A 1375-nucleotide genomic window follows, 5' to 3' on the forward strand; every position below is an offset into this window, starting at 1 on the left:
TCTTTATCCCGAAACCGGTTTCCACTGCGGGAGACATGCTTAGGGTGGTTGCGGGCAATCAGATCCCGGCTTTGCCGGCAAGTGCGATTGCTCCTTTGCCGACATCGTTCGAACCCCATTGCGCGGCTGCGACAATTGCCCCGGAAAATCGCCCGTTAGGCGCTGGACAGCCAAGATTCCCGTGCTATAACCCACGCGCTTTCAAGGGGCGCCGCCTGGTGCCCTCGCGAAACCCGGCGGGCGCATCCCGTTAGCCGGCGCAGGCCCAGATAGCTCAGTTGGTAGAGCAGCGGACTGAAAATCCGCGTGTCGGTGGTTCGAATCCGCCTCTGGGCACCATCCCCTCTTCTCCCGACATTCCCTTTCGCCGAAGCTTCTACGCTGCGGATTCTGCAAGTGCCTGAAATCGTTGATACTTTTCTGTCAAATAGCGCATTTGAGCTGGGCCGGGAGCGCTTCGGGCGCATTTGGTCCAACGAGGCGGGGGGGGATGGTATTTCCGTTGGTATTCGACATCCTGATGGTATCGAAACAGCCAAGAGAGACCTGACAAATGGCCCTCTCCGACGTGAAATGCCGCAACGCCCGCCCCGCTTCCAAGCTTGTCAAATTATCAGACGGGGGCGCGCTGCAACTATGGGTGCAGCCCACAGGCTCTCGCCTCTGGAGGCTCGCCTACCGCTTTGACGGCAAGCAGAAACTGCTAGCACTGGGCGGCTATCCCCTTGTCTCCCTAGCCGAGGCGCGCCAGGCGCGCGATGACGCTAAACGGCTCCTGCTGGCTGGCATAGATCCTGGAAAGGAACGCAGCTTGCGGAAGGCCGATTCGGCAAAGGACTCCTTTCGCTCAATTGCGGACGAATATGTTGAGAAGCTGAAGAAGGAGGGACGTGCCGACCGGACGATCAGCAAGGTCAAAATGGCTCCTCGGCTTTGCCTATCCGACAATCGGCGACAAGTGCATTCGGGAAATCGATCCGGCCACCATCCTTACTGCCTTCGTCGCGTGGAGGTTCGCGGTCGATATGAATCGGCAGGCGATTACGCTCCACCATCGGTACCGTGTTTCGATATGCAATCGCGACTGCGCGCGCCGAGGCAGATCCGACGATCGCTTTAAGGGGCGCGCTCATCAGTCCAACGGTGAGTCCACGTGCCGCGATCACCGATCCTAAGGCCCTGGCCGGCTTGCTAAGGGCAGTGGATGCATTCGACGGACAACCAACAACCCGAGCCGCCCTGAAGCTGATGGCAATGCTGTTTCCCCGACCCGGCGAGCTGCGCGCGGCAGAATGGGAAGAGTTCGATTTCGAAAGCGCGGTGTGGAATCATTCCTGAAGCACGCATGAAAATGCGACGACCGCACCGCGTACCC

General features: G+C 59.5%; 1 tRNA gene and 1 pseudogene. Both read left to right on the forward strand.

From position 1 onward, the window contains the following. The first annotated feature begins 263 nt into the window (after positions 1-263). Positions 264-339: transfer RNA gene (locus tag EOA27_RS36575), tRNA-Phe, on the forward strand. Positions 340-553: 214 nt separating this feature from the next. Beyond that, positions 554-1375 (forward strand): annotated as a pseudogene (locus EOA27_RS36580) (integrase arm-type DNA-binding domain-containing protein); the annotation flags it as partial.

Source organism: Mesorhizobium sp. M2A.F.Ca.ET.037.01.1.1 (assembly GCF_003998075.1).
Taxonomy (GTDB): domain Bacteria; phylum Pseudomonadota; class Alphaproteobacteria; order Rhizobiales; family Rhizobiaceae; genus Mesorhizobium.